Source organism: Bacillus safensis (assembly GCF_039619585.1).
Lineage (GTDB): Bacteria > Bacillota > Bacilli > Bacillales > Bacillaceae > Bacillus > Bacillus safensis.
The window spans coordinates 3,109,762-3,134,156 of sequence record NZ_CP154909.1 but is presented as its reverse complement, the minus strand read 5'-3'; the positions used below and the strand labels follow the sequence as shown (position 1 = coordinate 3,134,156).

General features: G+C 40.6%; 20 protein-coding genes and 1 other annotated feature. Of the genes, 11 read left to right on the top strand and 9 right to left on the bottom strand.

Annotated features, from left to right (window positions below; all coding sequences use genetic code 11):
- Positions 1–61 precede the first annotated feature (61 nt).
- On the top strand, positions 62–1,324 hold the full coding sequence (locus AAYR28_RS16160) for a murein hydrolase activator EnvC family protein (RefSeq protein ID WP_345808886.1): 1,263 nt from the start codon (positions 62–64) through the stop codon (positions 1,322–1,324).
- A gap of 49 nt (positions 1,325–1,373) precedes the next feature.
- Here the strand turns inward: AAYR28_RS16160 and AAYR28_RS16155 are convergent, their stop codons facing one another.
- On the bottom strand, positions 1,374–2,114 hold the full coding sequence (locus tag AAYR28_RS16155) for a sulfite exporter TauE/SafE family protein (protein WP_024423598.1): 741 nt from the start codon (positions 2,112–2,114) through the stop codon (positions 1,374–1,376).
- A gap of 153 nt (positions 2,115–2,267) precedes the next feature.
- Between AAYR28_RS16155 and AAYR28_RS16150 the strand changes: the two genes are divergently transcribed.
- From AAYR28_RS16150 to AAYR28_RS16140, 3 genes are all read left to right on the top strand, one after another.
- Positions 2,268–3,716 carry a S41 family peptidase gene (locus AAYR28_RS16150; RefSeq protein ID WP_034281075.1) on the top strand — a complete coding sequence of 483 codons (1,449 nt, stop codon included), beginning with the start codon at positions 2,268–2,270 and terminating at the stop codon, positions 3,714–3,716.
- Between the two features lie 344 nt (positions 3,717–4,060).
- Positions 4,061–4,414, top strand: coding sequence for a swarming motility protein SwrAA (locus tag AAYR28_RS16145; protein ID WP_007500014.1), 354 nt, complete (start codon positions 4,061–4,063; stop codon positions 4,412–4,414).
- Between the two features lie 68 nt (positions 4,415–4,482).
- Positions 4,483–5,670: a PDZ domain-containing protein gene (locus AAYR28_RS16140; RefSeq protein WP_024426241.1), complete on the top strand. Its 1,188-nt coding sequence runs from the start codon at positions 4,483–4,485 to the stop codon at positions 5,668–5,670.
- 9 nt (positions 5,671–5,679) lie between these two features.
- Here AAYR28_RS16140 and AAYR28_RS16135 read toward each other — a convergent pair whose 3' ends face one another.
- On the bottom strand, positions 5,680–6,045 hold the full coding sequence (locus AAYR28_RS16135) for a winged helix-turn-helix transcriptional regulator (protein ID WP_024423595.1): 366 nt from the start codon (positions 6,043–6,045) through the stop codon (positions 5,680–5,682).
- A gap of 227 nt (positions 6,046–6,272) precedes the next feature.
- Between AAYR28_RS16135 and AAYR28_RS16130 the strand changes: the two genes are divergently transcribed.
- Both AAYR28_RS16130 and AAYR28_RS16125 read left to right on the top strand, forming a co-directional pair.
- The gene (locus AAYR28_RS16130; protein WP_024423594.1) at positions 6,273–6,947 is read left to right on the top strand and encodes an NAD(P)H-dependent oxidoreductase; all 675 of its coding nucleotides are present in this window, start codon (positions 6,273–6,275) and stop codon (positions 6,945–6,947) included.
- Positions 6,948–7,036: 89 nt separating this feature from the next.
- Positions 7,037–7,262: a binding site (T-box leader), on the top strand.
- A 75-nt stretch (positions 7,263–7,337) separates the two neighbouring features.
- Positions 7,338–8,687: an amino acid permease gene (locus tag AAYR28_RS16125; RefSeq protein ID WP_034281072.1), complete on the top strand. Its 1,350-nt coding sequence runs from the start codon at positions 7,338–7,340 to the stop codon at positions 8,685–8,687.
- Between the two features lie 193 nt (positions 8,688–8,880).
- On the opposite strand, the gene AAYR28_RS16120 is transcribed toward AAYR28_RS16125, so the two are convergent.
- The 6 genes from AAYR28_RS16120 to AAYR28_RS16095 all read right to left on the bottom strand — a co-directional run bounded on the left by AAYR28_RS16120 (position 8,881) and on the right by AAYR28_RS16095 (position 16,802).
- The gene (locus AAYR28_RS16120; protein WP_034281071.1) at positions 8,881–10,296 is read right to left on the bottom strand and encodes a HAMP domain-containing sensor histidine kinase; all 1,416 of its coding nucleotides are present in this window, start codon (positions 10,294–10,296) and stop codon (positions 8,881–8,883) included.
- Entirely contained in the window at positions 10,293–10,979 is a 687-nt protein-coding gene (locus tag AAYR28_RS16115) for a response regulator transcription factor (RefSeq protein WP_034281069.1), read from the bottom strand. The genes AAYR28_RS16120 and AAYR28_RS16115 overlap by 4 nt, the downstream gene beginning before the upstream one ends.
- Positions 10,976–11,959, bottom strand: coding sequence for a YncE family protein (locus tag AAYR28_RS16110; RefSeq protein ID WP_070326071.1), 984 nt, complete (start codon positions 11,957–11,959; stop codon positions 10,976–10,978). Before AAYR28_RS16110 ends, AAYR28_RS16115 begins: the two co-directional genes overlap by 4 nt.
- A gap of 273 nt (positions 11,960–12,232) precedes the next feature.
- Positions 12,233–13,567 (bottom strand): MFS transporter, encoded by a 1,335-nt coding sequence (locus AAYR28_RS16105; RefSeq protein ID WP_034281064.1) that lies wholly within the window; start codon positions 13,565–13,567, stop codon positions 12,233–12,235.
- Between the two features lie 40 nt (positions 13,568–13,607).
- On the bottom strand, positions 13,608–14,180 hold the full coding sequence (locus AAYR28_RS16100) for a TetR/AcrR family transcriptional regulator (RefSeq protein WP_034281062.1): 573 nt from the start codon (positions 14,178–14,180) through the stop codon (positions 13,608–13,610).
- Positions 14,181–14,270: 90 nt separating this feature from the next.
- Entirely contained in the window at positions 14,271–16,802 is a 2,532-nt protein-coding gene (locus AAYR28_RS16095) for a PEP/pyruvate-binding domain-containing protein (protein ID WP_342474562.1), read from the bottom strand.
- Positions 16,803–17,083: 281 nt separating this feature from the next.
- Between AAYR28_RS16095 and AAYR28_RS16090 the strand changes: the two genes are divergently transcribed.
- The 3 genes from AAYR28_RS16090 (at position 17,084) to uvrA (ending at position 22,492) form a co-directional block, all read left to right on the top strand.
- The gene (locus AAYR28_RS16090; RefSeq protein ID WP_034281059.1) at positions 17,084–17,329 is read left to right on the top strand and encodes a CsbA family protein; all 246 of its coding nucleotides are present in this window, start codon (positions 17,084–17,086) and stop codon (positions 17,327–17,329) included.
- Between the two features lie 293 nt (positions 17,330–17,622).
- A complete protein-coding gene (gene uvrB / locus AAYR28_RS16085) occupies positions 17,623–19,608 on the top strand; it encodes an excinuclease ABC subunit UvrB (protein WP_024423583.1) in 1,986 nt (661 codons plus the stop codon).
- A gap of 7 nt (positions 19,609–19,615) precedes the next feature.
- On the top strand, positions 19,616–22,492 hold the full coding sequence (uvrA, locus tag AAYR28_RS16080; RefSeq protein WP_025093988.1) for an excinuclease ABC subunit UvrA: 2,877 nt from the start codon (positions 19,616–19,618) through the stop codon (positions 22,490–22,492).
- A 30-nt stretch (positions 22,493–22,522) separates the two neighbouring features.
- Here the strand turns inward: uvrA and AAYR28_RS16075 are convergent, their stop codons facing one another.
- Positions 22,523–22,753 carry a hypothetical protein gene (locus AAYR28_RS16075; protein ID WP_034281058.1) on the bottom strand — a complete coding sequence of 77 codons (231 nt, stop codon included), beginning with the start codon at positions 22,751–22,753 and terminating at the stop codon, positions 22,523–22,525.
- A 197-nt stretch (positions 22,754–22,950) separates the two neighbouring features.
- Here AAYR28_RS16075 and AAYR28_RS16070 point away from each other — a divergent pair, with 197 nt between their 5' ends.
- Positions 22,951–23,286, top strand: coding sequence for a hypothetical protein (locus tag AAYR28_RS16070; RefSeq protein WP_024427655.1), 336 nt, complete (start codon positions 22,951–22,953; stop codon positions 23,284–23,286).
- A gap of 11 nt (positions 23,287–23,297) precedes the next feature.
- Positions 23,298–24,389, top strand: a complete 1,092-nt coding sequence (locus AAYR28_RS16065) for a DUF4097 family beta strand repeat-containing protein (RefSeq protein ID WP_081124889.1) — start codon at positions 23,298–23,300, stop codon at positions 24,387–24,389.
- Positions 24,390–24,395: the final 6 nt, after the last annotated feature.

The window sequence follows — 24,395 nt, the reverse complement described above, 5'->3', positions numbered from 1 at the left end:
TGACCCGATTCATCCGGTCGGCTCTTCATGTCGACAGTTGTCATGGGAGGGGAATATCGTTTTGAAAAGAAAGCTGATGATGGCTGGAATGGCAGCGTTTATTGGAACAACGTGGCTATACATTCCAGGGAACGAGAATCGTGCATTCGCATACGAAGACCTAGATCAAAAACGTCAACAAATCGAAGAGAAAACATCGAAGACTGAATCAAGCTTGAAGAAGAAGAAGTCAGAGCTGGCAAAGCTTGAAAAGAAAGAATCAAAGCTCAAGAAAGAAATTGAACAAATTGACCAAAAGGTAAGTACTGCAACTGAAAAAGTCGCTGAAAAAGAGAAAGAAGTTAAAAAAACGAAGCAAGAGATCAAGAAGCTAAAAAAAGACATTCAAGTCATCAATGAGCGAATTGAAAAAAGAAAAGCCATTTTCAAAGACCGAATTCGTTCAATGCAAAAAAGCGGCGGTACGATCAACTATTTAGATGTGCTGCTAGGTGCTCGCAGCTTTAGTGATTTTGTCGGTCGTGTTGGGGCTGTCACAACGATTGTCGAAGCAGACAAAGACATGATTACAGAACATGAAAATGATTTAAAGCTGGTGGAGCAAAAAGAAGCAGAGCTAAATAATCAGCTAAGCGGACTTGAAACATCTCTGAAAGAGCTAGAAGCACTGAAAAAAGATTTATCTAAGAAGCACAAAGAAAAAGAACACATTTTAGGTGATGTGACAGATAAAAAAAATCATGCTCATGATGAACTAGGCAAGCTTGAGAATGAACAAGAAATCCTAGCGAATCAAAAAGCGGCTGTGAAATCTGAGGAAGCACACCGACAAAAGGAAGAAGCGAAGAAAGCAAAACAAGCAGCTGAAAAAAATGGACCTGCACCTCACAGCGGCGGCTCAGATCAAGTGTCTGATACACCAGCAAGCAGCTCTGGCTTTATTAAACCAGCTGCAGGACGTTTCTCATCTGGCTTTGGCGGACGTTCTGGCGGAAACCACTTCGGATTAGATATTGCAGCAAAAGGCACAGTTCCTGTCTATGCAGCAGCATCTGGAACAGTCACGAACTCCAGCTACTCATCGAGCTACGGAAATGTTGTGTTCATTACGCACAATATCAATGGACAGACATATCAAACTGTATACGCCCACCTGTCTACAAGAAGTGTGTCAACAGGACAGAGAGTCGAACAAGGACAATTCCTTGGATATATGGGAAATACCGGCCAATCGCATGGTCAGCATCTTCACTTTGAAATTCATAAAGGATTATGGAATGGCGCAAAATCAAATGCAGTCAATCCAGCGCAATATATCCGCTAATCAAAAAGCCGATAACATGATGTTATCGGCTTTTTTGATCTAGTTAGAATTAAAATAACAGCAGTAATCCGGCAATAATAGGTGTTAACAGAACAGCTGATTTCAATAAGAGCTTCGGTGCAAGGCGTGTGAATTTCGCGCCGATAAATGCGCCTAATACGGTGCCAATTAATATTTGGATCAGCAGGATAAAATCAACATAGCCCTCTGAAATATATCCAATTCCACCGCCGATGGAAATCGGAATAATGACAAGCATGGTCGTGCCAACGGCTTGCCTAATCGACAGCTTCAGTAAAATCAAAAGTCCTACTTGAATGAATGGTGCAGACCCGATACCAAACATGCCTGACAGCATCCCAGACACAAGGCCTAAAATAATGCCTCTTGTCATCAGCTGACGAGAAGAAAGCGGCTGCTGCTCAGCCTCTTCATTAAGAACAAATAGTTTGATCATCATAAAAACAGCGGATAAAAAAAGCATCCCTGCTGTTAAATAGTGCAGACTCTCTTCTGGAATAAAAGGAGCAACCTTAGCCCCGGCAAAAGAAGCGATACAAGCAAGTGCCCCGACAATCAAACCAGATTTCAGCTGAATGTTCCCTTCCCGGTAGTGGCTGTATGCACCTGATAGTGTCGTAAATGCCATGGCGGCTAATGACGTCCCGAGTGCTGTATGGATAGGGATATCAAAAATTAACGTAAGCAATGCGATGACAAATCCTGCCCCGCCTGCTCCTACAAAACCTAATAAAATTCCTAATAAAAGCATCGTCAAGATAATATACATAGCGAAGACTCCTTCTCAATCATAACAAAATAAAAATTACACCTAATAAAATGATTCGTCAAGCCTTCACGGGAGAATGTCTTTACATGAAATCCCTTCTTCTGGCATATAATAACTCAGGTCATCAGGAAGAGTTGAAGAAGGAGGCCAAATATGAAAAAACAAATCGCATCTATTATGGCAAGTGTCGTTCTCTTAATAAGTGCAGGTGTGATGACGCATAAAGAGGGAACTCATGCGGAGTCACCGCAAGCAGCAGCTGCAATGGCTGGACAAGCTCAATCAAGTGATAAGGCGAAAGAGAATGGGATGGAAAAGATCGAGAAAGCCTATGACCTTATTTCAAATGAATATGTAGAGGAAGTGGATCGGCAAAAGCTGCTTGAAGGCGCGATCCAAGGAATGCTTTCGACTTTAAACGATCCGTATTCAGTATACATGGACAAGCAAACCGCAAAGCAATTTTCTGATTCGCTTGATTCTTCCTTTGAGGGAATTGGGGCAGAAGTGGGGATGGATGAAGGAAAGATCATTATTGTCTCCGCCTTTAAAAAATCCCCTGCGGCAAAAGCAGGTCTAAAGCCGAAAGATGAAGTCATCAGCATAGACGGTGAGCCGATGAAAGAAAAAAGCTTAAACGATGCTGTACTGAAAATAAGAGGAAAAAAAGGAACGTCTGTCGCCTTAACAATCAAACGAAACGGGATTGAAAAAGAGCTAACGTTCCATATCAAACGAGAAGAAATCCCGCTTGAAACAGTGACTTCCTCTGTAAAAGAGGTAAATGGTCATAAAACAGGCTATATTGCGATCTCCAGCTTCTCTGAAGATACGGCGAAGGATTTCACTTCAAGCTTGAAACAGCTCGAGAAAAAGGGCATAGAAGGCCTTGTACTGGATGTGAGAGGAAACCCTGGCGGCTATCTGCAAAGTGTGGAAGATATTTTGAAGCATTTTATTACGAAGGATCAGCCTTATATTCAAATCGCAGAACGGAATGGCGACCGGAAACGATATTTTTCAAAACTGAAAGAAAAAAAGCCTTACCCAGTCAATGTCTTAATTGATAAAGGCAGTGCTTCCGCTTCGGAAATACTTGCTGGAGCCATGAAAGAAGCTGGAAAGTATGAAGTCGTCGGTGATGTCTCCTTTGGAAAAGGAACTGTGCAGCAGGCGGTTCCGATGGGAGATGGAAGTAATATTAAATTAACGCTGTATAAATGGCTCACGCCAAAAGGCAATTGGATTCACAAAAAAGGCGTCGTACCGACAATTGCGATTCATCAGCCGGATTACTTTACCGCAGGTCCGCTTCAGCTAAAAGAACCGCTTCAGCGTGATATGAACAATGAAGAAGTGAGACAAGCGCAGACGCTGTTAAAGGGATTGTCATTTGACCCTGGCAGAGTAGATGGATACTTTGATGAAGAAACGAAAAAGGCCGTACTTGCCTTCCAAAGCACATACAATCTCGATAAATCAGGTGTCATTGATTTGAAAACAGCGGAAATGATGAACAAAATGGTGGATGAAGTGAAATCATACGAAAAAAATGATCTTCAATTACAGACTGCACTAAAAGCACTATATCTTAAAAAATAAAGAGGCGAATAATAGCCTCTTTTTTTTGGTTCATAAGTGTCATGAACATGTAATAATTTATGATTAAAAATAAATTATATCGAGAAATATATTCATTTATTTTACAAAAAACATAACATTCCTTCAATTTTACCCGATAACATATGTATATAAGAGACTTTCTGTTGATTTAAACATGTCATGAAAATGAAACTTTTGAAAGTTGTATGTTACATAAATAATTCTTACAATAAAAAGTAGCACTCATTTTAAATATTTTATTTTTTGCGGATATTCAGCTTGAGCATGAAGCTGTACCGAGGTTTGCGCTTTTCTTAAAAGAACTAGTAAATGGGGGTACACAATTGAAAAGGGCAAGTATTGTGAGAGAGAAAAAATATTACGAGTTGGTAGAGGAACTTAAGAGTCGTACGAAAGATGTGACGTTTTCCGCTACAAAGGCATTAAGTCTGCTCATGCTGTTAAGCAGGTACTTGGTCAATTACACAACGGTAGAATCAGTCGACGAAATCGATGAAGACTGTGCTGAGATATACTTCAATTATTTAATGGATAATCATAAGAGACTTGGTATAAACTTAACCGACATCAAGAGGTCGATGCAGCTGCTCGGCGGCATACTAGATGTAGATGTCAATCACTACTTAAAAGATTTTTCACTGTCGAATGTCACACTTTGGATGAATCAGGAGAAATAAACCTGATGTCAAGCATCGATTTATTTGATAGAATAAGAGAAAATGCTTGACTTGGGCGGTGAACGATAATGAGCTCGGAGTGGATGGGAGCTGGATTAAAAGCGGTCGGTCTGTTTTTAATCCATCCTCTTTTTTATTTCATGATATTAATCAGCCTATTGCATGGCTACATCCGCGTAAAGCGGGAGAGAAAAGCGTTTCAAACAAGAATAGAAGATGTATACGATGAACTTAAATTTACATATTCAAAGGGATGGATTCTAGGGATTTGCCTATCCGTTATTTCAGTAGGCTTAGGGATTGCCCTCCCCCCTGGATTCATCGTGCTGATTGCAGCGATGACCATCGTTTTCTCTTTATTCTTTAAGGCGAGTGCGCTTTCGTCTGCATACACACTCGGTTTCAGTTTTATTGCGGCACTTGGACTGATGCATTTCCAAGTGAGTCATTCTTGGCTGCCGCAGCTCTCAATGATGAATGCATCAGCCGTTGTCATTCTGCTAGGACTTCTATTAATGACGGAGGGGATTCTAGCCTATCGAACGGCGCATTTACGTACATCGCCTGCTATGGTGATGAGTGCGAGAGGACTTTTAATTGGTCAGCAGCGGGCAAACCGTCTGTGGCTTTTACCGCTTGTTTTGCTGATGCCGGCAGGTGAATTCACTTCTTCTCTGCCATGGTGGCCGGTGCTTCAAGTACATGATCAAAGCTTTTCATTTATTTTGATTCCATATATCATCGGATTCGGTCAGAGAATTCAAGGCTCACTGCCAATTGTTAGTATTCAAATTACAGCGCGGCGTATTCTCATGCTCGGACTCGCTGTCGCCTTATTAGGTGCTGCAAGTATTTGGTTTGAACCGATTGCTTGGGGAGCTGTATTGATTGCGGTGATAGGAAGAGCCTTTCTCTCATGGAAACAGAGGGTCAATGACAATGCTGCTCCGTTCTACTTCTCTAAGCGTAATCAAGGGCTGATGGTGCTGGGGATTATTCCAAATACACCAGCGGCTGATTTAAAGCTTGAGATCGGAGAAGTCATCACAAAAGTGAATGGAATTGAAGTCAAAACCGTTTCGGAATTTTATGAAGCCCTTCAAACCAATCGTGCTCTAACAAAGCTCGAGATCATTGGCTTAAATGGTCAGACAAGATTTGAGAAACGTGCTTCTTACGAAGGGGAGCATCATCAGCTTGGCATCCTGTTTGTGAAGGATGATCCACAGCAAGAACCAACGGCAATTTCATCTTAAAAAAAGCTGCTAGAGATGGCAGCTTTTTTCTTTTGGGCGCGCTTCTTTCCCGTAGGATTCGCCCCATTCACGCATGGCGAAGATGATAGGCTTTAATGTATTTCCGAGAGAAGTGAGGGAATATTCGACACGAGGGGGGACCTCCTCATAGACTTCTCTATGGACAACGCCGTCTTGTTCAAGCTCACGCAATTGCAGTGTGAGGACACGCTGAGAAATTCTTGGCAGCAGCCGGCGCAATTCATTGTAGCGTTTTGGTCCGCAAGTCAAATGATAAAGGATCACTCCTTTCCATTTCCCTCCGATGACACTTGTCGTCACTGAAACGGGACAGCCATGATTGACAATACTGACTGGATTGGATGGTGCACTCATCTTAACACTCCTTTCTAAGACAAATTTGGTGATACACGAACAAGATGGTAACTAACGAACAAAAATGTGCGTACTTGAATCACTCGAAGCTTTTCTTATACCATAGAGATATCACATCACACATTCGGGCTGTTGTTTTTTTATCATAACAATTTCTAAATGAGAATGGAAAGAAATTGGATTGATGAAACTAACGCCCTAATTGGTTAATAGAAAGGATGAATACAATGCGAGACAAAGAGCAATTAAAAAAAGAAATCATTGAGGCGTATGAGTTCCGCCATGCGACAAAAGAGTTTGATCCAACGAAAAAAATACCAGAGGATGATTTTGCATTTATTTTAGAAACAGGAAGACTTTCCCCAAGCTCTGTAGGGTTTGAGCCTTGGAAGTTCCTCGTTGTTCAAAATGAAGCATTTAGAGAAAAATTAAAAGAGTATACATGGGGAGCGCAAAAGCAGCTTCCTACTGCCAGCCATTTTGTGATCATCTTGGCAAGAACAGACGCCCGTTATGATTCAGCATATGCAGAATACATCAACAAGCAAATCAAAGGAATGTCAGACGAAACGTTCGAGATGGTGAAGGGACGCTACCAAGAATTCCAAGAGAATGATCTTCATTTGTTAGAAAATGAACGTACGCTCTTTGATTGGGCTTCAAAACAAACGTATATTGCCCTTGGAAACATGATGACAGCTGCTGCACAAATTGGCATTGATTCATGCCCAGTCGAGGGATTCAGCTACGATGAGATTCATCGCATTCTAGATGAAGAAGGGCTGCTTGAGGATGGTCAGTATGATATTTCTGTCATGGCAGCCTTTGGTTATCGTGTCACCGAGCCAAAGCGCGGCAAAACGCGCCGTCCAATGGATGAAGTAGCTGTTTGGATTCGTTAAAAGAGAATGTCTGAAAAAGGATGTTGACAATTGCGTGGTTAGTCAGTATATTTAAAAAATAAAATCTTTGATGAATATACAAATTGACTATAAACGCTTTGACTTGAGAATAGTAGATGAACATCCGTTTTTTTAAGAGAGCTGCGGGTTGGTGCAACGCAGTAAAACGAATCATTGAACTCGCTCAAAGAGCGGTAAGACTGAATGAATAGTAAGTCTTTACGTGTGACCTCCGTTAACGGGTTTTAAGTTGGATTCAGCTATGGCTGAATCAATTAGAGTGGTAACGCGGTTGCAAGGTCAGTCGTCTCTTCAAGGAGATGACTGGCCTTTTTATATGTTTTTATCCTATATTTGTCTGAAGATTCAAATTTAAAGGAGCTATAGAAAATGGAAAAGGAACATGTGCAGTTAAAACGAACAATGACGTCAAGGCATATTATGATGCTCGCACTTGGTGGTGCAATAGGTGCTGGTCTGTTTAAAGGAAGCAGCTCCGCTATTGATATCGCAGGTCCTGCTGTCATTTTGGCATATATGATTGGTGGTCTTATTTTATTATTTATTATGCAAGGACTTGCCGAAATGACGGTTGCACGACCTGGCGCAAGAACATTCCGTGATTTAATTGAACCGGTGTTAGGGAAATATCCGGCTTATTTCTTAGACTGGATATACTGGAAAATGTGGGTGCTGAACATTGCAGCAGAAGCAATCGTATCTGCGATCTTTATTCAGTACTGGTTCCCACAGGTGCCGATTTGGATACTTGTGTTAATCATTTCACTTGTTGTGACATTGATCAATGTTTGTTCTGTTAAAATGTTTGCTGAGACGGAGTACTGGTTAGCTTCTATTAAAATTGCTGTCATTATTTTATTTATTATCATTGGGTTAACCATGCTGTTTGTCTCATTTGGTCAGCATGCTGCACCGGGATTATCCAACTTAACCGACCACGGAGGATTTTTCCCGAATGGAACAGGCGGCTTAATTGCGGCCATGCTTGTGGTGGTGTATTCATATGGCGGGACTGAAATGATCGGGGTCACATTAGCAGAAACAAAAAACCCTGAAAAAGTCATCCCAAAGGCCATTCAAAGTACATTTGTACGAATCATCGGTTTCTATGTACTGCCGTTCTTCATCATCGTCAGCTTGATTCCCTGGAATCAAGTAAACAATGAGCAAGTGAGTCCATTCGTCACCGTGTTTGCAACGATTGGCGTGCCATACGCAAGTGACATCATGAACGGTATCATTTTATTAGCGATCTTGTCTTCTATGAACTCTGGGCTGTACGCATCCTCAAGGGTACTTTATACGCAAGCGATGGATGGGCGTGTATGGAAGGGCTTCTCAAAGCTATCAAAACAGCAGGTGCCTGTCAGAGCGATCCTAGTGTGTACATCTACATTGTATGCTGCTGTATTGATTTCTCTTTTTGTAGGAAGTCAAACCTTTAATTATTTAATGGGATCTTTAAGCTATACGGTCTTATTCATTTGGTTTATTATTGCTGTCGGGCATTTAAAATCTCGAAGTGTAGCAGAACCAGGAGGATATCGCGTGAAGCTGTATCCTTTCACAACATGGTTTTCTGTGATTGCGATCATTGCCATTTTCATCGGCGTTGTGTCAACAACTCCAATTGTCCAAACGATGGTCACAATGGGCATTTATCTGATTATTACTCTTTCTTTCTTCATCAACAGAAAGCGGTTTGAAACAGCTGTTTGATTTAAAAGCGTGCAGGACGTTCTCAAGAAGGTCTTGCACGCTTTTTTTGAGATAGTATTTCGTGAATGAAGCATTCAGCTCTCCCTTTTGAAAAATAGAATATGTGATGAAAAAGGGATTAAAAATAGTGGTTGTTAAGAAGACTGTTCAAATGTAGACAGCTGATTCTCATAGATAGTCTTCATCTCATTTGTTATTTAGTTGGCACGTCTTCAGTGAAAGGAGTATTTGGCAGCTGAATGATGGCTGTCGTACCAATGCCAGGCTCAGATTGAATGTCGAATGTTCCATGATGTTTTTTGATGATTTGATAGACAACGGCTAGTCCAAGGCCAGAGCCGCCATCCTTTCTTGTTCGTGCTTTATTTACACGATAAAATCGCTCAGAAACATGTGGAAGATCTTCTTTTGGAATACCGCTGCCTTCGTCGGTCACTTTCAATTCAGCAACACCTTGGTGAACTTGTAATTCAATCGATATTGATTTCCCAGATGGCGTGTAATGAATGGCATTGTCCAGTAAATTACGTATCACTTGTTGGAGACGGTCGCTATCACCATAAACAATACAATCCTCTTCTAGCGTTCGTTTGAAAATAATGCTTTTTTTGTCAGCGATGAATGCCATTTGATCAAGAACATCGTGGATGAGCTGTGCAAAGACGACTGGCTCCATCGTAAGTGGATAAGAGTCACCTTCTAACTGTGCAAGATCTAAAAGGTCGTGCACAAGCCGGCTTAAACGTGTGGCCTCATCTTGGATGATTTGCATCCCCTTTTTTTGATCAATGACCCCTTCTTCAATTCCTTCTGCATAGCCTTTCATATAACTTAAAGGCGTTCTAAGTTCGTGAGAGACATTCGCAAGAAATTCCCTGCGGTGCTGCTCAACTTTTTCGAGGGTTGAAGACAGTTTATTAAAGGAGCGGCTAAGCTGGTTTAACTCGTCTCCTTTTTTAGTTACGGCCATTCGTTTTGAGAAATCGCCAGATTCCATTTCCATTGCAATTTCTTTCATTTTATTTATTGTCTGTACAATGTGATTGGAGCTCTTATATCCGATTAAAAATATCAGGAGCAGAATCAATGAGATGGATATACCCAGCGTCAATCTAATTTGGACAAAGGGTTCATATACATCTGATAATGGCATGGAGAGGAAAATAGTTCCCGATAGATCATCATTGCTTGAGAAAACAGGGATGGCGATGCCAAGAATATCTTGGTGAAACTGTGGGTGTTCTCTAATTAACACGACGGTTTCACCTTGAAGGAGCTTTTGGCGTTCCTTGAACGTAATGAGATTATCATTTGTGTTCGTATCAAAAGGAAGACCACTTGAAAGCTCCATTGGATCATCTGTAAAAATAACGTTCGCCTGACTTGAGTCATTTGCCCATTTCATTCTGTCGGTAAAATACTTGTCTTTCCCGTGTGTGTGATAGATTTCTGCCAGCTTCTTACCTTGCAAACTTAAGGAATCAATCTGTTTATCAATATATAAGTGCTGGTATAAGTAAAAGGTAAGGGCAAGCGCTGAGGCTGCAACGATTCCGATCACTGCAAGAATTAAGAAGAGTACTTTCTTTTTAATCGATAATGGCTTCATTCTTCCTCCTCAAACTTATAGCCGACACCCCAAACGGTTTTAATATATCGTTCTGCTTCCTTTAACTTTAGTCGCAGCGTTTTGATATGTGTATCGACTGTTCTTAAAGAGCCGCTCATTGAATGTGATTCCCACAATTTTTGATAAAGGTGTTCTCGTGAAAACACTTGTCCTTGGTTGAGCAAAAGAAACATGAGTAAATCAAATTCTCTTCTTGTTAAATTAACGGGCTGTTGATGGAGGTAAACTTGTCTGCCATCTTGATCAATCTCCATGTCACCAATCTGTATTCGGCTGCGCTTTAGCGAAAGACCTCTAATTCGTCTCAGGGTTGTTTCAATTCTTGCTGCAAGCTCACGCAGACTGAAAGGCTTCATGATGTAGTCATCCGCTCCAATTTCAAGTCCTCTAATTCGGTCCTCTTCATAACTCCTCGCTGTTAAAAATAAAATCGGTATTTGAGATGTTTGTCGAATACGCTGACAGACTTCAAATCCATCCATGTCAGGCATCATGATATCTAATACAACAAGATCAACAGATTCCTTTTCAAGCTGATGCAAGGCATCTTTTCCATTATTCGCAGTGATAATGTGAAAGCCATGTCTCTTTAAAAAAGATCCGATTAACTCAAGCATATCAAGCTCATCATCTACGATTAAAATACGCATTTGTTCCTTCATTTCTTTTCCTCCAACACGATAGCATAAGGTCCTGATGGGACATTCAGTTGATTTTTCATGATAAATGAGTGTTTATCGATGATGGATACTGAATTGTCATCCAAGTTACTCACATAAATTGATGACGTATCAGCAGTGATATAATTCGGATTTTGACCAGTTTCAACAGAAGCAAGCTGTTTATTTGTTTTGGTATCTACTTTGTATAGCGTATGATCTCCATGACATAGTACATATAAAGTAGAAGAATTTTTCTCTGGAAAAAATGCAACAGGCATAACGCCTAGCTTTATTTCTCGCTGTTTCTTGCCTGTTTTAGGGTCATAAGCAAAAATACTCTTATTTAAGGTGCCTTGTTTACCATGACCGCCGATCCAAATGGACTGTCCATCAAAATGAATCCCAGAAGGCCGTTCAAGTACAGAAAACGTACGTATATTTTTTTCCTTTTCAATATCTATGACGGAGACAGTATGACTTTCTGCATTTAAAACAAATAAAATACCTGACGAAGAAAGAGTCATAGAAGAAGGTAATTTTCCAGTTTTTACAGTCGATTTTATTTTTTTGCGCTCCGTATCAATAAAATAAACGACATTTTTCTGTGAGTTGGCAGCGATTAATGTATGAGAAGCTGCATCATATGTAAGGGAAGTCAGTCCTTTATCCACATTCATATAATCTGCTGCTGTCCCGTGTTTTAGATTAATTTCGATAAGGGATTCTCCCTCTTTACTAGTAGCGATGATGACGTCTTTATTGATTTGAATAAGATCAGTGAGTGGGTGTTTTAAATCCACAGAAGAGAGCATTTTATTTTTTTGTATATCAACTATTGAAAAGGAGGCTTTTTTTAATTGAGAGATGACAGCGATGGATTGAGAGCTGCCTGGCGGCGTAAATTGCTGTTCTTTTCCACAGCCTGTAACGAATAAAAGTAGAGCTGATAAACAGATCAAAACATATTTCACACGTACCATTCTTCCGCTCCTTTGCGTTCTCTATTTTCAAAATCATACCACAAAAATTGTGAAAAAAAATTGAAGTTATCTTTGCTGAAAGAATGAAAAAAAGCTTTTAGGTAAGTGAGGGAGACCATTTGTACCTGAAGTTCCTTTTTTGTCTGGATCATATGCCATTTTTTCTTTCTTAAAAGATGATTTTCAGGATTTGATGGATGCACTCGCTATAGTTTACAGTGATACAAATGACGAAAACTCCCCGCTCTAAAGAAACATAGAGCAAGGGAGTCATTAGGCGGAATGTTCGGATGATGGGGAGGTGGATTTGGTTCGTACACGTTGAGATAAAAAGAAACCAAGAATGCCTGCACCCATTAATACAATAAATAAAGATTGAAAACCACTCATGATCCCAATCAATGTAGACGAAATGATACTGCCAAAATATCGAAAGGTAGAGAAAATGCCAGATGCTGAACCAGATAAGCTTTGATCAACAGACGTTAAAGAAGCCATCTGCATACTGGTCATCCCAATACCTGATGAAATTCCACCTGCGACAAGTGTCACGATAAGCAGTGGTAAGGTAGGGAACTGACTGAGTGTGATTAACATGATTCCTGATAAAGTGAGACAGAGAAATGAAAAGCCAATCATTTTTTTCGCGCCTTTTTTCGGATGGAGTCTTGCCCCTAACAAGCCGCTAATAGACATGCAAAGAGAAAATACTGATAGAATAATACCGCTTTGTGTATGAGAAAGTGCAAGTTGTTGTTCCATAAACAGCGGCATAATTAGAAGAATGGCATACATCACAAAATTACTCAGCATGATCGACAGGTTTGCATTTGTAAATGAACTGTTTTTAAAAAGCGACAAATCGATGATCGGATTCTTTACTTTTCGTACATGTTTAAAGAATAAAGGAATGACGATCAACGCTAGAATTCCATAGATCAAGTATTCATTTAGCAATTGGCTTTTAGTGCATAGAATGAGTGTGGCAATCCCGATGGTTAAGTATATTGAACCAGTGATGTCTACATTTGCTTGTAAGCGTGTATGCTTTGTTTTCGGAATGAGTAATACGCCGGTAACAAGTGTAAGGAACAAGAATGGGATATTGACAAAGAATATAGAGTGCCAATCAAAACTCTGAATAAGAATCGAACCAATAAAAGGTCCAAGTGCGGCACCAATACCGGCTCCAAATCCAAAATACCCCATTGTTTTAGACAGTTTTTCGGGGGATACTGTTGCACGAATCAATGCAATGCTATTCGGTGTTAAAATAGCACCGCCAGCTGCTTGAATGGAACGAAAAGTGATGAGAAAAGCTAGATTAGGAGCTAAAGCACATCCAATTGAGCCAATTAAAAAGAGCATGACCCCAATTAAATACATTCGCCTGTGTCCGTATATATCTCCTAACTTACCAGCGATAGGTTGAGTGACTGCCATGACAATAAGATAAATTGTGACAACCCAAGTGATGTTTGCAAGAGATTGATCATAATAAGTTGATATGGATGATAGAGCGACAGCGATCATCGTTGAATTGACGGGAACTAGTATAGCTCCAAGCAACAAAGAATAGATGACGAAACTCTCTTTTTTTAACCTCAATGTGTATACCACCTTTTGTAAAAAAGAAGAATTCCACCCTTTAAGCGGGAGAAATTCCTCTCATGAAAATGTGTGTGCATATTTCAATAAAATCTTCTTTTTGTGTGAGAACGAGTTGAAAATCTTGCTCTAGCTGCTGAATGAAAAATCCGAAATACGTACTAATGAAGATGTCTGCATAAATGTCTTCATTTCCTTTTAATACATGATGCTCGGCACCCATCTTTTTGAAATATTGTATGAGCATTTCTCTCAGTTCTTGAGGGTAAATCTTTTCATGACTGGTTAAATCCTTAAACATAGCCGGTTCTCGCATGCTGATATAAATAAATTCTTTTTTGGAAGTCAAATCTTCAAGGAAATAGGTACCGAGAAACTTCAAATCGGTGTATAAATCGCCTTTGAATTCTGCTTCTAGGATTTTTGTCGGTGTTGATTTCATTTTCATAATGGCAGCAATGACGCCGCGTTTGTTTTTAAAGTTGCGAAAAATAGTTGCTTCACTCACATTCGCTTTTGTCGCTATTTCTTTGGTTGTTGTTTTTTGATAGCCCTTTTCAGTTAATAAATCCATTGTTGCGCGAATGATTCGTTGATTTGTAGATTTTAACAAGCATACTCACCTCAGGTTATGAATGTGTTTGCAACAAAGTAAGTATACCGATAAAACCTATGACCGCCAATATCATCCAAAATGATAAGTTTATACACGCGAATGCTGCTTTAAAATCTGAATGCGTCCATTGCTGCCATCTACTGTCACAAGGTCACCGGATTGAAGTGTTTCAGTTGCTATTCTAGTACCTAAGACAGCTGGTATCATATACTCTCTTGCGATAATAGCTGAATGAGATAAAATGCCTCCAGCATCGGTGATGACTGCTTTTGCATCTCTAAATAAGCTCGTCCATAAAGGTGTGGTCGTTTTACAAACTAAAATATCATCCTTTTGAAATTGTGAGAATTCGTCAGCACATGTAATGACTTTTACTCTTCCAGAAACAATACCGCTGGATGCGCCAATTCCATGGATCACATCGTGTGTGTTGTTTTCATTTTCTCTTAATGAACCAAGCATTCTTTCTACTTGTTGCAGTTCAGCTTCAGTTGGTGTGCCAATGTAAGCCGGTGGTTGAATGTCTTCATTTTCCTTCATTTTTATCTTTCTTTGCTGGATAACCGAATTAAATGAGATAGACGTTGTGAGCGCTTTTTGTACCTCTTCATCGTAGAGATACCAAAGATCTTCTTGATGAGGAATGGCTCCTTTTTGTACAAGAAGTTCACCAATTTTTAATAGATATACCCGGGCCTTTGCATCTAACATGGCATCAATGTAGAAGTGGTGGTCATCTCGGATATTCGCTGCTTGAAGGGCAAATTGATACAGCGTCTCAAATTTTGTTTTAAACGATTCATCCTTCACTTGATTGATAAAATGTTTATACGTCTCTTGTCTTTTGATAACTGCTTTTGCAAATTCTTCATCAAAATCACAATGGCAATGGATATTATTTCTGATGATATCTAATATAAACTCTGGGTTTTCTGCCCAAGTCTCATCTGTAAGGTCATGACTTTTAATAGATCGCCAGCCGTAAACTTGGAGAAAACCCTCCAATTTCGAAATGAAATGCCTTCCTTTTTCCGAGTGATTGAGCGCATGTAACAGCTCCGAGTTCTTTTCATGATGAATAAATGCTTGGTGAAGTTCTGGATCTTGAAGGACATCCTTTGCGATATCAGATAGCACCTTGTCTGTTTCAAGAGATTTGTTCATCACACCTATCATCATTTCATGAAGCAAGACGACTTGGGTTTGGTCACCAGTATACGTGACAAGCATGTCTTCAATGATGGCTGATAGAATGACTTGTGGTATGACAATATCAAAATGATCATCATATGCTTGGATATAAAAATCCTTTAATTCTTCAAAGCCAATGATGGCTTTTTCAATGGTCATAGGTTCATTCATTCGGCGATCGAGTTTTTCGTAAAATGGAAAGAAATTTTTCTCTAGAATCTCATACATCCGTTCACTTAAATGCGGAAATAACTCAAATATACTTTCATCAAAAACGGGTGCAGCTCCCTCTTCCGCTTGTGGCAGATCCGGTGCTGAGTATAGGTGGCCTCTGTAAAGCTTAATATCTTTGATGTTCATATCAGGTACTTGATACTTTTCTCCATTTTTCTTCATCCCGCTTTTTAAGGCTGGTATGATCAGACTTGAGAAAAGAGGGCTCGTTGGACCAGGCATATGATCATCCATTGAAATCCAGAAATCCTGAAGCTCTTCTGGTTTCATTTGTAAAGAAGCACCTGCTGTTTCATTTACTGCTTTTGGAAGAGCTGTAGTAATCGGCCTTGCTTGAAGTAAATAAAACGACCCACCTGCAATTCCAAATTCGATATCGACTCCATGTCCGTAAAGTTCTTCTACTTGTTTCGTGATTTGTGTGATTTCTTTCAATTGATCATCGTTCAGGCAAAACTGGCCAGCCATTTCCTCCGATACTGGCTCCTCGATGACACCCTCTTGGAAAGGAACAATTTGCAGCTCTTTCGCCCCAAGTGTTTTTTCAATCGAAAAGTTCTCTTTATCTACAATAAACGTGTCTGGTGTCACAAGACCGGAGACAATTGCTTCTCCCAATCCGTAGCTTGCGGTCAGCATCATTTCATTTGTTTTCCCCGATACGGGATTCTCACTAAAGATGACACCGGAGACGTCAGAATGGATCAACCCTTGAACGACAACGGCCATGAGCGGCATCTCTTCCTCGTTTTCATTCATCTCTTCCTTATATTCTGTGACCCTCGCTGCAAAATAAGAAGACCAGCATTCTTTGACTGCCTGTAAAAACTCTTCATTTGTTTTGATATTTAAATAGGTCTCGTACTGTCCTGCAAATGAGGCGCCTTCGAGATCTTCAGCAACAGAAGAGGATCTGACTGCAACTGAGGGGTAAGTCTTCCGCAAGGATTGAAAGGACGAAAGCAGCTCTGCTTCCATTTGTAAAGGAAACGATGCTTCTTTGATTTTTTGAGAAAGGTTTTGTTCTGCTGGCTGCAGATTGTGATATGAAAGAAAGCTTGCAAAGCTGTTGGTTTTGATAATAAATCCATCTGGGACTGGCAGGCCGTGATTGTTTAATTTGATTAAATTCAGGCCTTTTGCCCCTGCGAGTGATGCGGATTCTTCAGCCGCATGAAATAAAACTGAATACATGGGAATGCCCCCTTATCCAAATAGCCAATGGTTTGTATGTCTCTCTATTTTTCAAAATGATAGTGCGCACTATCATTTTAATCATAGAATTGATTGGATGTTATTGTCAAAGACGGAAAGACCTATCTTTACAAAGGGGACAATCTCACTAATTTCCTTCTTCTTCTACAACAAAAGTCTCCGAACATGAAGAAAAAAGGCGAAATTGAAAACTGTGAATTGTTCAATATGCCAATCTTTACTATAATCAAGGAAGTAGACCATGAAGAGGGAGGGTTTTTGTGATTACAAAAGCCATATTTGCACTAGTTTTTCCTTTCCTGCTCGTTATTTTATTTTCAAAGGTTACTTACAATCATTACGTGGGCATTGCGTTAACAGCAGCGCTTTTATTTGCTTCGTACATGAAGGGATATACAGAAACCTACTTTATTGTGGGATTAGATATTATTTCTTTAGTAGCTGGGGCTTTGTTTATGGCTAAGAAAGAAATCGAAAAAAGAGAGAAAGCTGAAAAAAATCAATGATGTCATCGCCATCAAGAGCATGATGGCTGAAAAATGACATGTTTTAAACAAGAGCTGTGCTTACGATTTCTAGTAAGCGCAGCTTTCTTTTTCTGCTCATCGAATATCTCACTCCAAAATGTTCCATACTGAAAGGAAGGTTTTCTTAAGAGGGTTATTTGCCATGGGAGAGAGGGTATGACTGTATTGGAAATAAAAATCAAGTAAGAGCCGAACTTTAGTTCGTATTTTTGTGTTCTTTTATGATAATATATTCATTAGATAGATTTCGTAAACGAAACGGAGGCTTTGATGTGAGTGACCGCTTTGAATTAGTTTCTAACTATCAGCCCCAAGGAGATCAGCCAAAGGCGATTGAAAAGCTTGTTGAGGGGATCCATCAGGGGAAACAGCATCAAACGCTGTTAGGTGCTACAGGTACGGGAAAGACCTTTACTGTCTCCAACCTGATCAAAGAAGTGAACAAACCGACACTTGTCATTGCGCATAATAAGACACTTGCCGGTCAGTTATACAGCGAATTCAAGGAATTTTTCCCGAATAACGCTGTTGAATATTTTGTGAGTTACTATGATTATTATCAGCCAGAGGCATATGTGCCTCAGACCGATACATTTATTGAGAAGGATGCCAGCATCAATGATGAGATTGATAAGCTGAGACACTCGGCTACGTCCTCGTTATTTGAGAGAAGAGATGTCATCATCATTGCCAGTGTGTCCTGTATTTATGGCTTAGGTTCGCCAGAGGAATACAGAGAGCTTGTGCTGTCTTTGCGTACTGAAATGGAGATTGAACGCAATCAGCTTCTTCGTAAGCTGGTGGATATTCAGTATTCTCGTAATGATATAGATTTTCAGCGCGGAACCTTCCGAGTTCGAGGAGACGTCGTTGAGATTTTTCCTGCTTCACGAGATGAGCATTGTATCAGAGTGGAGTTTTTCGGTGATGAAATTGAACGTATTCGTGAAGTGGATGCGCTGACTGGAGAAATACTTGGTGATCGTGATCATGTGGCGATTTTCCCAGCATCTCACTTCGTCACAAGAGAAGAAAAAATGGAAAAAGCCATTATCAATATTGAACAAGAGCTAGAAGAACAGCTTGAAAAGCTTCGTGAAAATGGAAAATTGCTTGAAGCGCAGCGCCTTGAGCAGCGGACAAGATATGACCTTGAGATGATGAGAGAGATGGGCTTTTGTTCAGGAATTGAGAACTATTCAAGACATCTGACCTTGCGTCCTCCTGGTTCAACACCTTACACACTGCTTGATTATTTCCCAGATGATTTTATGATTGTTGTCGATGAGTCGCATGTGACGATTCCGCAAATCCGCGCCATGTACAACGGTGACCAAGCTAGAAAGCAAGTGTTGGTTGATCACGGATTCCGCCTGCCATCAGCACTTGATAACAGACCGCTCACCTTTGATGAGTTTGAAAAGCATATCAATCATATTGTCCATGTATCAGCAACGCCTGGTCCGTATGAGCTTGAGAAAACACCAGAGGTTGTGGAACAAATTATCCGTCCAACAGGATTACTTGATCCAATTATTGAAGTTCGTCCGATTGAAGGACAAATTGATGACTTAATTGGAGAAATTCATGCACGAGTTGAGAAAAATGAGCGTGTGCTCGTGACCACACTGACGAAGAAAATGTCTGAGGATCTCACAGATTACTTAAAAGAAATCGGAATCAAGGTGAATTACCTGCATTCAGAGATTAAGACCCTTGAGCGGATTGAGATTATCCGTGATCTGCGTCTCGGTAAATATGATGTGCTTGTTGGAATCAACCTTCTTCGTGAAGGACTGGATATTCCAGAAGTGTCGCTTGTGGCCATTTTAGATGCGGATAAAGAAGGCTTTTTACGCTCTGAAAGATCCCTCATCCAGACGATTGGCCGTGCAGCGAGAAATGCAGAAGGCCGGGTCATTATGTATGCAGACAATATGACGAAATCGATGGACATTGCGATTCAAGAAACGAAGCGAAGACGAGAACAGCAAGAAGCATATAACGAGAAATTCGGGATTACACCGCAAACGATCCATAAGAAAATTCGAGATGTCATTAAGGCAACAAAGATACATGAGGATTCAGAAGAATACGAAACAAAAGCAGCACCAAAGCTGTCGAAAATGAGCAAAAAAGAACGAGAAAAAGTGATCGAAAAAGTCGAGATGGAAATGAAAGATGCAGCAAAAGCGCTTGATTTTGAAAAAGCAGCAGAATTAAGAGATCTATTGCTAGAGCTAAAAGCGGAAGGATGATTGCCTGATGGCTATGGAACGAATAGAGGTGAAAGGTGCTAGAGCCCACAACCTTAAAAATATTGATGTGAATATCCCGCGTGACCAGCTAGTGGTCATTACGGGATTATCTGGTTCAGGAAAATCGTCGCTTGCCTTTGATACGATTTATGCAGAAGGTCAGCGCAGGTACGTTGAATCTCTTTCAGCGTATGCACGCCAATTTCTTGGGCAGATGGATAAACCGGATGTAGATGCCATTGAAGGTCTTTCTCCGGCGATTAGTATTGACCAGAAAACGACGAGCCGAAACCCTAGATCAACAGTTGGTACTGTCACTGAAATTTATGATTACTTGCGTCTTTTGTATGCTCGAGTCGGAAAACCTATTTGTCCTATACATGGGATTGAAATTACGTCACAAACGATTGAGCAGATGACAGATCGTATTTTAGAGTATCCTGAAAGAACGAAATTACAAGTGCTTGCGCCAGTTGTATCCGGCCGCAAAGGAACACATGTGAAAGTGCTTGATCAAATTCGGAAGCAGGGCTATGTGCGAGTGAGAGTCGATGGAGAGATGGAAGACCTTTCAGAAGATATCGAGCTTGAAAAGAACAAGAAGCATTCCATTGAAGTGGTTATTGATCGAATTGTGGTCAAAGAAGGCGTTGCTGCTCGGCTATCTGACTCTCTTGAAACTGCGCTGCGGCTGGGCGAAGGCCGAGTGATGATTGATGTGATTGGACAAGAAGAGCTATTATTCAGCGAACATCATGCTTGTCCGCATTGCGGGTTCTCTATTGGTGAGCTTGAGCCGAGAATGTTTTCATTTAATAGTCCTTTTGGTGCCTGCCCGAGCTGTGATGGGCTCGGTTCAAAACTGGAAGTCGACCCTGAGCTTGTCATTCCTAATAAGGATCTGACTTTACGGCAGCATGCCATTGCACCATGGGAGCCGCAAAGCTCGCAATACTATCCGCAGCTTCTTGAGGCTGTTTGTACACATTATGGCATCGACATGGACATTCCAGTGAAAGATATCCCATCGCATTTATTTGATAAAATTTTATATGGAAGCGGATCTGAACGGATTTATTTTAAATATGAAAATGATTTTGGCCAGGTACGTGAAAATGAAATTGAGTTTGAAGGCGTTCTTCGTAATATTGAACGGCGTTATAAGGAAACCAGCTCTGATTATATTCGTGAACAAATGGAAAAATATATGGCCAATCAGCCATGTCCGACATGTAAAGGATATCGTCTGAAAAAAGAAACGCTGGCGGTTCTCATCAATGGCAAGCATATCGGAGAAATCACCGATTTGTCTGTCTCTGATGCCCTTGATTTCTATGAAAAAATTGAGTTGTCTGAGAAAGATTTGCAGATTGCCCAGCTCATTTTACGTGAAATCAAAGAGCGTTTGTCCTTCTTAAATAATGTGGGATTAGATTATCTGAATTTGAGCCGGTCCGCTGGCACACTATCAGGCGGAGAGGCGCAGCGGATTCGCCTGGCGACTCAAATCGGCTCAAGGCTGACAGGTGTTCTTTATATATTAGATGAACCATCCATTGGTCTGCATCAACGCGATAATGACCGGTTGATCGGGACGTTGAAAAACATGCGTGACATCGGGAACACACTAATTGTCGTGGAGCATGATGAAGATACTATGCTAGCTGCTGATTATTTAATAGATATTGGACCTGGAGCAGGAGTTCATGGGGGAGAAGTGATTTCAGCTGGAACGCCAGAAGAAGTCATGAAGGACCCGAAATCCTTAACAGGACAATATTTATCTGGTGAGAAATTTATCCCGCTGCCAATTGAGAGAAGAAAGCCTGACGGCCGCTATATTGAGATAAAAGGTGCAAAAGAAAACAACCTGAAAAACGTGAATGCGAAGTTTCCTCTTGGCGTTTTTACAGCTGTGACCGGAGTATCCGGCTCAGGGAAAAGTACGCTTGTGAATGAAATTCTATTAAAATCACTTTCGCAAAAATTGCACAGAGCGAAAGCGAAGCCAGGGCAGCACAAAGAAATTAAAGGAATGGATCATTTAGATAAGGTCATTGATATTGATCAATCTCCAATTGGCCGTACACCAAGATCCAACCCTGCCACGTATACAGGTGTCTTTGATGATGTGCGGGATGTGTTTGCACAAACCAACGAAGCAAAGGTACGAGGCTATAAAAAAGGTAGATTCAGCTTTAACGTCAAAGGCGGCCGCTGTGAGGCGTGCCGCGGGGATGGCATCATTAAAATTGAAATGCACTTTTTGCCAGATGTGTATGTGCCTTGTGAAGTGTGTCACGGGAAACGTTATAACCGCGAAACACTCGAGGTCACATATAAAGGAAAAAACATTGCTGATGTGCTTGAAATGACCGTGGAGGATGCACTCCAATTTTTCGAGAATATCCCGAAAATTAAGCGGAAGCTTCAAACGATTTATGATGTGGGGCTAGGATACATTACACTTGGACAGCCTGCAACGACATTGTCCGGAGGAGAGGCGCAGCGCGTGAAATTGGCATCTGAGCTTCACCGCCGTTCAAACGGAAGGTCTCTTTATATTTTGGACGAGCCGACAACAGGTTTGCATGTGGATGATATTGCCCGTTTATTAAAAGTGCTTCAGCGTTTGGTTGAAAATGGAGATACGGTGTTGGTCATTGAGCACAACCTTGATATTATCAAGGCTGCTGATTACCTTGTTGATCTCGGACCAGAAGGCGGTGCAGGCGGCGGAACGATCATTGCCTCTGGCACTCCTGAGCACATTGCAAAAGAAGAAGCATCTTACACAGGAAAATACTTGAAGCCTATTTTAGAGCGTGACCGTAAACGCATGAAACAACTGGTTAAAGAAACGGAAAGTGTAACTTCTTCATAAAGAAAACCCCTCGATAAGAGGGGTTTTCTTTTATTGCACATCTTCCTTCGGCATTAAATTACTGAGGTGCGTTAAATCCTTTAAAATATGGGTGCTGCTGCTGTCGAGCAGTACCTTTAAATAACGGATATCACCATACTTTGGATGAGACGGATGAATGGTCTCAAGCTCCTTGATCATATCGCTGTTCATGCTTTTTTGTTTCTGTATAAGGTCTAAAAGCGTTTGAGCCGTGTGGTTTGAATTATGATGATCTGTCAAAATAATTACCCCCTATAATGATAATCACCATCTTTTCAACATATTTTAAAGGGTAATCTGTGAAGAATCTACTCTTAGGTGCAAAAAGAAATAATTTGTGTCTAAGGTCATATGTAAATCGAATGATTTTGAAACTTTTTATACGCAATAAACGTATGAGTTAGAAAGGAATTTTCGTTATGAAGGAGCGAATATATATGAATAGAGATCAGTCGATTATTGCTTCTATTTGTTATTTTAGTGTATTGTTTATGCCGTTTATCGTACCGATCGTGGCGTTTTTTGTAGTAGATCAAAAGGAAACGAAGCGGCACGCATTGCGGGCATTATGGTCACATCTTTTGCCGGTCGCAGCGTGCATTCTGTTGATTTTTGGGTCTATCCCATTTTTATTGACGACCCAGGCAGGTGACTCGCTCATTCCAGTCATGACGGTGTTCATCTTGTCTTTTTTAGTAGTCATTGGCTTTTTGATCTCTGTCATTTGGAATATCATTCAAGGGATTAAAGTACTTCAATCCATCAAATCTTAGGAGGGCTTTGTATGAATGAAAAAGAACGAATTTTAAAATTAGTAGAAGACGGGATATTATCAGCAAAAGAAGCAATTACGCTGCTGGAAAAACTAGAAGAAGGTCAGTCAGTCTCATTAGAAAAGTCTACGGCTGATCACAGCTTTCATGAAGAAAAAGCTGGAGCAGAGAGCAAAGGAAATGGTACCGAAAATCTTGGTGCAAAGCTGTTTGGCTGGTTAGATTCTGCGGTGAAAAAGGTAAAAGACGTGGATCTTGATTTGAACTTTGGACAGTCAGTTGATGTTGAGCACATTTTTCAGTTCAAAGATGCATCGCTTTCTCATTTAGATATTCAATTGGCGAACGGCAGTCTCAACGTGATGCCTTGGGACGATCGAGATATTCGAGCTGAGTGCCATGCGAAAATCTACCGTGCAGAGGATGGAGAGCAGGCAAGACAGCAATTTCTCAATCAATTGGACTGCGGGCTTGAAGGAGATAAATTTTTTATTCGAACCGAAAAGAAGACGATGAAAGTCAATGTTACATTATACGTACCTCGTATCCAATACGATAAGATTAAGGTCAAGCTGTTTAATGGACCGATTCGCGGGGAAAAGCTAAAGACAAAAGAACTTGCCGCGAAAACGACAAATGGGGTTGTCTCTTTTGCTTCGTTACAAGCAGAAAAAGTCGGAATTGAAACAGCAAACGGCCAAATCAAACTGGCAGATCATGAGTGTGGTATGATTGAAGTAGAAACCATCAATGGGCTCATAGACCTGCGTGGGAAAAGTGAATCAATTGATGCCCAAAGCTTTAATGGAAATATTGCTGTTCAGCTGTCAGATGAAAAGTGCCGTTCCATCTATGCGAAAACGACAACAGGCAGTGTGGACGTTCAAATCCCGCGTGCTTGTGCAGTGACCGCTGAGCTGAAAAGCAATCTCGGGTCTATCTCTCACGATTTACTTGATGCAGAGATGATTAAAGAGAAAAATGAAACATTACAAAAAGAGAAAATGATCAAAGCCAATCAACAAGCGGTGCACAGTATATCCATTTTTGCAGAAACAAAAACAGGCTCAATACAAGTAAAGCACCAATCAGACAAGGAGTGATTCTAC

Excerpts from the sequence above, each read along its gene's own strand:
- AAYR28_RS16155 (WP_024423598.1), bottom strand. The coding sequence starts at position 2,114 with ATGTATATTATCTTGACGATGCTTTTATTAGGAATTTTATTAGGTTTT.
- AAYR28_RS16150 (WP_034281075.1), top strand. The coding sequence starts at position 2,268 with ATGAAAAAACAAATCGCATCTATTATGGCAAGTGTCGTTCTCTTAATA.
- AAYR28_RS16140 (WP_024426241.1), top strand. The coding sequence starts at position 4,483 with ATGAGCTCGGAGTGGATGGGAGCTGGATTAAAAGCGGTCGGTCTGTTT.
- AAYR28_RS16135 (WP_024423595.1), bottom strand. The coding sequence starts at position 6,045 with ATGAGTGCACCATCCAATCCAGTCAGTATTGTCAATCATGGCTGTCCC.
- AAYR28_RS16130 (WP_024423594.1), top strand. The coding sequence starts at position 6,273 with ATGCGAGACAAAGAGCAATTAAAAAAAGAAATCATTGAGGCGTATGAG.
- AAYR28_RS16125 (WP_034281072.1), top strand. The coding sequence starts at position 7,338 with ATGGAAAAGGAACATGTGCAGTTAAAACGAACAATGACGTCAAGGCAT.
- AAYR28_RS16120 (WP_034281071.1), bottom strand. The coding sequence starts at position 10,296 with ATGAAGCCATTATCGATTAAAAAGAAAGTACTCTTCTTAATTCTTGCA.
- AAYR28_RS16115 (WP_034281069.1), bottom strand. The coding sequence starts at position 10,979 with ATGAAGGAACAAATGCGTATTTTAATCGTAGATGATGAGCTTGATATG.
- AAYR28_RS16110 (WP_070326071.1), bottom strand. The coding sequence starts at position 11,959 with ATGGTACGTGTGAAATATGTTTTGATCTGTTTATCAGCTCTACTTTTA.
- AAYR28_RS16095 (WP_342474562.1), bottom strand. The coding sequence starts at position 16,802 with ATGTATTCAGTTTTATTTCATGCGGCTGAAGAATCCGCATCACTCGCA.
- uvrA (WP_025093988.1), top strand. The coding sequence starts at position 19,616 with ATGGCTATGGAACGAATAGAGGTGAAAGGTGCTAGAGCCCACAACCTT.
- AAYR28_RS16070 (WP_024427655.1), top strand. The coding sequence starts at position 22,951 with ATGAATAGAGATCAGTCGATTATTGCTTCTATTTGTTATTTTAGTGTA.
- AAYR28_RS16065 (WP_081124889.1), top strand. The coding sequence starts at position 23,298 with ATGAATGAAAAAGAACGAATTTTAAAATTAGTAGAAGACGGGATATTA.